Below are 7,296 nucleotides of genomic sequence, written 5' to 3'. Positions count from 1 at the left end.
CCCATTTCATGATGCGGCACGTGAACAGTTGTCAACGCCGGAAAAGCAACCTGCGCAAGTTCGATATCGTCAAAACCGGTCACCGACACATCATCAGGGACACGCATACCAAGCTCGCGTGCCCGCCGCAGCGCCCCGACAGCCAGAACGTCATTGCCGCAAAGTACCGCAGTGGGCCGTTGCTTCAACGCCATCAATCTCTCGAACGCCGCAGCACCTTCGTCGATGCCATAGGTCGTTTCCTCGACGTGCAGGCTGCTTTCGTCCAATCCTGCCGCCGCCATGGCAAGGGCGATGCCATCGCGTCGGGCCGCTGCGCGGTCGTTCTGGCTCACCCCTGCAGAAATCATGGCCAGGCGATTATGCCCCAGTTCAATCACTTTAGCAGCCATCTGCTGCATCGCGGTGCGGTTGTCAAAACCGATGGAGGGCAGCGGCGACGCCAGATCAAAAGCCCATGTCACAAGCGCAGGAACACTCTGCGCGTCCAGAAACCTGTAAATCTCGGGGTCGCGCTGATAGCCGATCAGCAAGAGCGCATCCGCACCCCGCGCAACCAGCGATCTGATCTGCTCTTCCTCGATCTTTGGCTGATAGGCCGTGCTTGCGACAAGCATCGTAAAGCCGTAAGTGCGCAGTTCATCCTGAAATGATTCCAGCCCGCGCGCAAAAATTGCATTTTCCATTGTCGGTATGATCGCACCAATCGTGTTCGTCCGCCGCGCCGCCATGACGCGGGCGCCGAAGTTGGGCGAATACCCAAGTGCCGCAATCGCAATCGCAACCTTTTGGCGCGTGTCCGCGGCCACTTTGTCAGGAAAATTCAGACAACGCGATACAGTCGCCGTCGATACGTTGGCCGCTTCAGCAACATCATGCAGCGTAGGTGTTGGATGCGAAACGATCTCTGATCTCCTTTGAAGGGCGTTGCACGAAGCTTTCTAGCGACGACAGACAAAACAGGATAGCCAAGTTTACCCAAGGTCAATGTAAACGCTTGCATGATGGCGATGTAAAGGCTTACATAGCGACAGAATCGACGAACTGAAGGGGGAGGCAGCGTCATGAGCACAAATTTTGCACAAATCTGCTCTCGACCGGCGCATAGGTCAACGAACGCCGCGCGCCCAATCTGCAGACCCCTCACGCAATCTCTTTTTCCAAGATAAGGCTAAACACGCATGGCACTTGAGTATCTCAAAAAGGCGACCCTCACGGCGCAGTCCGGCGCATCCGATGTCCATGACATCGTGCAAGGCATTTTGAACGACATCGAAGAGGGTGGCGACGCAAAGGCGCTGGAATATGCGGCCAAGTTCGACAAGTACGATGGCAACGTGATCGTGACGCCGGAAGAGATCGAGGCTGCCGCTGCGCTGGTACCGCAAAAGCTGAAAGAAGATATTCAATTTGCCCATGACAACGTCAAGCGCTTTGCCGAAGCGCAAAAAGCGACCGTCAGCGATATCGAGTATGAGATCGTACCAGGCCTGATCGCGGGCCAAAAAGCGATTCCGGTCGATGCGGCCGGCTGTTATGTACCTGGTGGTCGTTACAGCCACATCGCATCTGCGATCATGACCGTGACAACAGCAAAGGTTGCCGGTTGCAGCCACATCGCAGTGGCCTCGCCGCCGCGCCCTGATGTCGGTGTGGCACCTGCAATCATTTATGCTGCCCACATTTGCGGTGCCGACAAGATTATAGCCATGGGTGGCGTGCAGGGCGTTGCAGCGATGACTTTTGGCCTGTTTGACCTTCCCAAAGCCAATATCCTTGTCGGCCCGGGCAACCAGTTCGTCGCCGAGGCCAAACGTATCCTTTTTGGCCGTGTTGGCATCGACATGATTGCCGGCCCGACCGATAGCTTGATCCTTGCTGACAAGTCGGCTGATCCGCATATCGTTGCAACCGACCTCGTGAGCCAGGCCGAGCATGGCTATAATTCGCCCGTCTGGCTGGTCACGGATGACCGCGCCTTGGCCGAGGATGTGATGAAACGGGTGCCTGATCTGATCGCTGATCTGCCCCAAGTGAACCGCGACAACGCCGCCGCCGCCTGGCGCGACTATGCAGAGGTGATCCTCTGCGCCGACCGCGAAGAAATGGCCGCGTGTTCTGATGAGTACGCACCAGAGCACCTGACGGTACAAGCCGAAGACCTGCCTTGGTGGCTGGATCGTCTAAGCTGCTATGGCTCACTCTTCCTTGGTGAAGAAACAACCGTTTCGTACGGTGACAAGGCCTCTGGCACCAATCATGTTCTGCCAACATCGGGCGCTGCGTCTTATACGGGTGGTCTGTCAGTCCACAAATATATGAAGATCGTCACATGGCAGAAAGCAACCCGTGAAGGGTCAAAGCGCGTCGCCGAGGCAACGGCGCGGATCTCGCGTCTTGAAGGGATGGAAGGGCATGCGCGCGCCGCCGATGTGCGACTGGCCAAATACTTTCCCGGTGAAAACTTTGATCTGACGCCTAATGAGTGACCCCTTCGACCTCTTTGACCTGACGGGTCGTGTTGCTTGCGTCACCGGCGCAAGTGCCGGACTCGGGCAACGGGCGGCTGTTGTACTGGCTGCCGCCGGTGCAAAAGTCGTCGGTGTCGCGCGTCGCGCAGAGGCTTTGGAACAATGGGCCAATGCCACAGGCGAAAATGCCGCCGCTGTAGCAGCCGACCTGTCGCAACGTGACCAGATCAAAGAGATTGCAGATCGGATCAGCGCGCCCTTCGGTGTACCGGATATCGTGGTTCATGCCGCTGGGATCAACACACGCGAAACAGCCGATGAGGTCACAGACGCAGGCTGGGATGTGACCATGAATCTGAATCTCGCGGCCCCGTTTTTTCTCAGTCAGGCCTTTGCGCCTGCAATGAAGACGCGAGGTTGGGGGCGCATCGTGAACTTTGCCTCGCTGCAAACAACGCGGGCGTTTCCCGGCGGTGTCAGCTATGGTGCGTCAAAGGCCGGGATCGGCCAATTGACCCGCGCAATGGCCGAAGCGTGGTCGCGGGACGGGATTACTGCCAACGCGATCGGGCCGGGGTTCTTCCCGACCGAACTTACAGGGCCGGTCTTTGCCGATCCTGAACGCGCGGCACGCAACGCCGCAAACACATGTGTGGGCCGAAATGGTGAACTTTCCGACATTGACGGCCCGCTTCTTTTTCTCTGCTCTGATGCGTCCGCCTATGTGACAGGACAAGTTTTGATGGTGGACGGGGGGTTTACGGCCAAATGAAAGCGCTTGTTTACGACGAAGTGGAAACGCTTGTTTATCGGTACATGGCCGATCCGGTGCCTGCAGCAGGTCAAAGCCTGATCAGGATCGAAGCTTCCGGCATCTGCGGATCCGATATGCACGCCTTTCTAGGCCATGACGAACGGCGGCCTGCCCCAGTGATCCTTGGGCACGAAGCTGCCGGCATTGTCGAGGGCGGCGCGCTGGACGGCACCTGTGTGACAATCAACCCGCTGACCACATGCGGTCTTTGCAAGGCTTGCAAGGCCGGTCGCGACAATCTTTGTCCGGACCGGATGATCATTTCGATGCCGCCCCGCGAGGGCGCATTCGGCGAGTATGTTGTGATGGCCAATCGCAACCTTGTCGCGGTGCCTGACGATGTTCCGCTTGCCAAAGCCGCCTTGGCAGAGCCTTTGGCCTGTGGCTGGCACGCGGTCCGGCTGGGCACCGAGGCACTTGATATGCCCATAACTGACGCGCGTTGTGTTGTCGTCGGTGGCGGCGCGATCGGCGTCGGGGCTGCCTTGTGCCTGCGCGCCTTTGGTGCGACCGAAATTTATGTCGTCGAGCCCAACGCCGTTCGGCGCGCGGCGCTCGACAGCATCGAAGGCTTCACCGCGGTTGTACCCGGTACGGTCACCGAAGCGGATCTTGTCATCGATGGCGTCGGCTATGCCGCGACCCGCGCGGATGCCACTGCGATCACCCGTCCCGGTGGCGTGATCATGCACATCGGTCTGGGCGAGGCGACCGGCGGCTTGGACATCCGCCGCATGACGCTGCAGGAGATCACATTCATCGGCACCTACACCTACACGGCACAAGATTTCCGCGACACGGCTGCCGCTATTTTCGACGGGCGCCTTGGTGAGCTAGACTGGACAGAGGAAAGGCCGCTGTCCGAAGGGCAACAGGCTTTTGCCGATATTCGTGCCGGTGTCGTTGCCGCACCCAAAATCATTTTGCGCCCCTAGCGCAGACCAGAACCCCAAGGAGGTTTGCAATGTACAAGAACATTATCGTCCCTATGGCACTTGACCACGGCATCGCTGACAAAACTATCCAGATCGCGCGTACGCTGCTGTCGGAAGGTGGGCAAATCACTGCGCTCCACGTTCATGAAGCGCCAGAGAATTCTGTCGCTGTCTATGTCGATGAAAACGTGATGCAAAACGCCTTTAAACGGGCCAAGGCGCAACTGGAAGAGAGGGTAGCCGCAATGCCAGACGTCAAGGCCATGATTGTCAGCGGCCACAGCGGCCGGACAATCGTCGACACTGCCACAAGCATGAAGGCCGATTGTATCGTTCTCGGCTCACATAAACCCGGCCTGATCGATTATCTGCTTGGCTCCACCGCCGCCCGTGTTGTGCAACACGCGCCCTGTGCCGTGCATGTTGCACGCTATTAATCCTCACTAGCCCCGTTAACCCCAACGTCCCGTCTTAAGACGCAATCAGGAGACCAAAGACCTTGAGTATCAGCAAGAAGATCGTGGATGACTTTGTCGCCAACGATGTATCATTCATCACGACTGTGCCGTGTAAACAGTTGGCCGGTGTCATCGACGAAGTCGAAGCGCGGCCCGAAATCTTTCACATCCCGTCCAACAAGGAAGACGAAGGCATGGGCCTGTGTGCCGGTGCCTTCATGGGCGGCAAACGCCCTGCGATCATCATGCAGAACACGGCGATCGGTGTGACCATCAACACGCTGGCCACATTGACCCAGTATTACCGCATGCCACTGCCGATGCTGATCAGCTATCGCGGTGAACTGCGCGAACCGGTGGCCTGTCAGGTCGAAATGGCCGTGCACACCAAGGCGCTGCTGAACCAGCTGAATATTCCGACCTATCACTTCCACGAGGAAAGCGACGCGGATGAACTGGATGCGATCCTGAAATACACCTTCATGTGCAACAAACCTGTGGCGATCCTGACGGATGCGTCCTTCTGGGGAGGCTACGGCGACCAATGATCCGTTCAGAAATCCTACGCGAAATCGCGCCAATCCTGCATGACCATCTGGTTGTCTGTAACATCGGTCTACCCAGCCAAGAGCTGCATATGATCGACGACAACGCCAAGAACTTTTACATGCTCGGCACTATGGGCCTATCATCCTCTATCGGGCTGGGCCTTGCTTTGGCACAGGACAAGACTGTCATCTCTATCGACGGCGACGGTTCTGTTCTGACGAACCTTGGCACGTTGCCGACGATTGCAAACAACGTGGCCGACAACTTCATCCTGTTGATCGTCGACAACGGCTCTTACGGCTCCACCGGCGACCAGCCGACTTATGCTGGCAAAAAGACCAAGCTCGAGAATGTCGCAAAGGCCTGCGGCTGTGAGAACGTTGTGGTGTGCCAAGATGTCGACACTGGCAAAGTGTTGCAAGAAGCCATCGACAGCAAGCAGATGACGATCATCGTGACCAAATGCGATAGCGGCAACATCAAGCTTCCTGTTATCACGATGGACCCCGTTGTGATCCGCGACCGTTTCATGAAGGTCGTGGCAAGCTAAATGGCAACAAAGATCCATTCCAGCGAAGACGCCCGCCGTCTGGCGCGCAAACGTCTTCCCTGGATGGTCTTTGATTACATTGATGGCGCCGCTGGCGCCGAAACAGGGGCCGCACGCAATCGTGCGGCCTTTGACAATCTGGAGTTGCGTCCGCGCATCCTGCGGGATGTGAGTGACCGGTCCCTCACTGTCCCGCTTTGGGGTAAGCCTGCAAAAGCGCCCTTCGGGATCAGCCCGATGGGCATGTGCAACCTCTCTGGTCCGGGCGCGGATATGATGCTGGCACGGCTGGCTGCACGGGAGAATGTCCCGCTGGGTGTGTCTACCGTGGCATCAACCGCGATGGAGCCCCTGATCGAGGAGGCTGAGGGCAACGCTTGGTTCCAGCTTTACTTCAGTGGCGATGGCGCCGGGACCTTCAAACTGGTCGAACGGGCCAAGGCCGCAGGGTATGAAACCATCGTCCTGACCGTTGACGTGGCAGAGGTAGGCCGCCGCCCGCGCGAATTGCGCCACGGCTTTACCATGCCGTTCAAGATCGGACCCAAGCAATTCATCGATTTTGCGCTTCATCCGCGCTGGTCACTGACGTCGCTTTACGCGGGCAAACCGCAGATGGCGAACTTTGCTATGGACGGCTACGATTTCGACCGCACCGAAAGCCGCGCGAGGGCTGACTGGGATACGCTGACGCGCCTGCGGGATATGTGGCCGGGCAAGCTGGTCGTCAAAGGCGTGCTGGATGCCGAAGATGCTGTCGCTCTCAAGTCTGCGGGTGTTGATGCGATACAGGTGTCAAGCCACGGATCGCGGCAACTCGACAGCGCACCGCCTCCCATCCTGGAACTGGCGAAGATCAGACAAGCAGTCGGCCAGAACTACCCCCTGTTCTACGATACCGGCCTGCGCAGCGGTGAGGACGTGGTGAAAGCCTACGCCCAAGGCGCAAACTTCACCTTCTTCGGCCGCATCCTGCAATTCGCCATCGCCGCGGGCGGTGAAGACGGACTGCGCGAGCTTTGGAGCGTCCTACGCAATGAAACCAGCATCACGCTGGCACAGATCGGAAAGCGGTCGCTCGTCGATGACACGACAGCGAACCGCTAGTCACGTGGCCCGTTTATGCAGCCATTGATCCTTTCGTTTCGGTTCCGTCAAAAGCAACCCACCTCAGATCACCGTCATAACGCTGGTCCATCGCACCGTTCGCATCCAGCGCGAACAGATGCAGCCAGCGATTATCGAAAAGTGCACGCACATTTGGATGCTCTTCAAGGATCGCAGTGATCGCCTCTGCCGGTGCTTCAACACAAACGGACAGCCGCAACGGATCATGTGCATAGCCCGTCCCATCAAAGACCGACTGCCATGGCAGCCCGCCACGCAAGACACCGCCATTGCCTTCGACCACGCCGATACCACCCGTGACATTGTGCAAAAGTTTGTTGCCTGCCCCAAAGATATGCGGGGCAACGACAGACCCATAGTATTGCAGGCTGATCCAGCTTGCGACGACAAC

9 protein-coding genes are annotated in these 7,296 nt (G+C 58.0%); 7 read left to right on the top strand and 2 right to left on the bottom strand.

What is annotated here, in order from left to right:
- Positions 1-905 (bottom strand): LacI family DNA-binding transcriptional regulator (locus tag R6T97_RS11045; protein WP_410349345.1); only part of this gene is annotated, 905 nt, incomplete at its 3' end.
- 276 nt (positions 906-1,181) lie between these two features.
- Here R6T97_RS11045 and hisD point away from each other — a divergent pair.
- From hisD to R6T97_RS11010, 7 genes are all read left to right on the top strand, one after another.
- Positions 1,182-2,489, top strand: a complete 1,308-nt coding sequence (hisD, locus tag R6T97_RS11040) for a histidinol dehydrogenase (protein WP_410349344.1) — start codon at positions 1,182-1,184, stop codon at positions 2,487-2,489.
- Entirely contained in the window at positions 2,482-3,243 is a 762-nt protein-coding gene (locus R6T97_RS11035; protein WP_410349343.1) for an SDR family NAD(P)-dependent oxidoreductase, read from the top strand. The genes hisD and R6T97_RS11035 overlap by 8 nt, the downstream gene beginning before the upstream one ends.
- Positions 3,240-4,220 carry an alcohol dehydrogenase catalytic domain-containing protein gene (locus R6T97_RS11030; protein WP_410349342.1) on the top strand — a complete coding sequence of 327 codons (981 nt, stop codon included), beginning with the start codon at positions 3,240-3,242 and terminating at the stop codon, positions 4,218-4,220. Before R6T97_RS11035 ends, R6T97_RS11030 begins: the two co-directional genes overlap by 4 nt.
- Positions 4,221-4,249: 29 nt before the next feature.
- Positions 4,250-4,657, top strand: a complete 408-nt coding sequence (locus tag R6T97_RS11025) for a universal stress protein (RefSeq protein WP_410349341.1) — start codon at positions 4,250-4,252, stop codon at positions 4,655-4,657.
- 62 nt (positions 4,658-4,719) lie between these two features.
- Positions 4,720-5,226: a sulfopyruvate decarboxylase subunit alpha gene (comD, locus tag R6T97_RS11020; protein WP_410349340.1), complete on the top strand. Its 507-nt coding sequence runs from the start codon at positions 4,720-4,722 to the stop codon at positions 5,224-5,226.
- Complete coding sequence (comE, locus tag R6T97_RS11015; protein ID WP_410349339.1) at positions 5,223-5,777, top strand: sulfopyruvate decarboxylase subunit beta; 555 nt, start codon at positions 5,223-5,225, stop codon at positions 5,775-5,777. Before comD ends, comE begins: the two co-directional genes overlap by 4 nt.
- Positions 5,778-6,884, top strand: a complete 1,107-nt coding sequence (locus tag R6T97_RS11010; protein ID WP_410349338.1) for an alpha-hydroxy acid oxidase — start codon at positions 5,778-5,780, stop codon at positions 6,882-6,884. It begins immediately after the preceding gene.
- 13 nt (positions 6,885-6,897) lie between these two features.
- On the opposite strand, the gene R6T97_RS11005 is transcribed toward R6T97_RS11010, so the two are convergent.
- Positions 6,898-7,296 (bottom strand): putative inorganic carbon transporter subunit DabA (locus R6T97_RS11005; protein WP_410349337.1); only part of this gene is annotated, 399 nt, incomplete at its 5' end.

This window comes from Yoonia sp. (genome assembly GCF_046498525.1).
Taxonomy (GTDB): domain Bacteria; phylum Pseudomonadota; class Alphaproteobacteria; order Rhodobacterales; family Rhodobacteraceae; genus Yoonia.
This window is presented reverse-complemented; position numbering and strand designations above follow the sequence as displayed.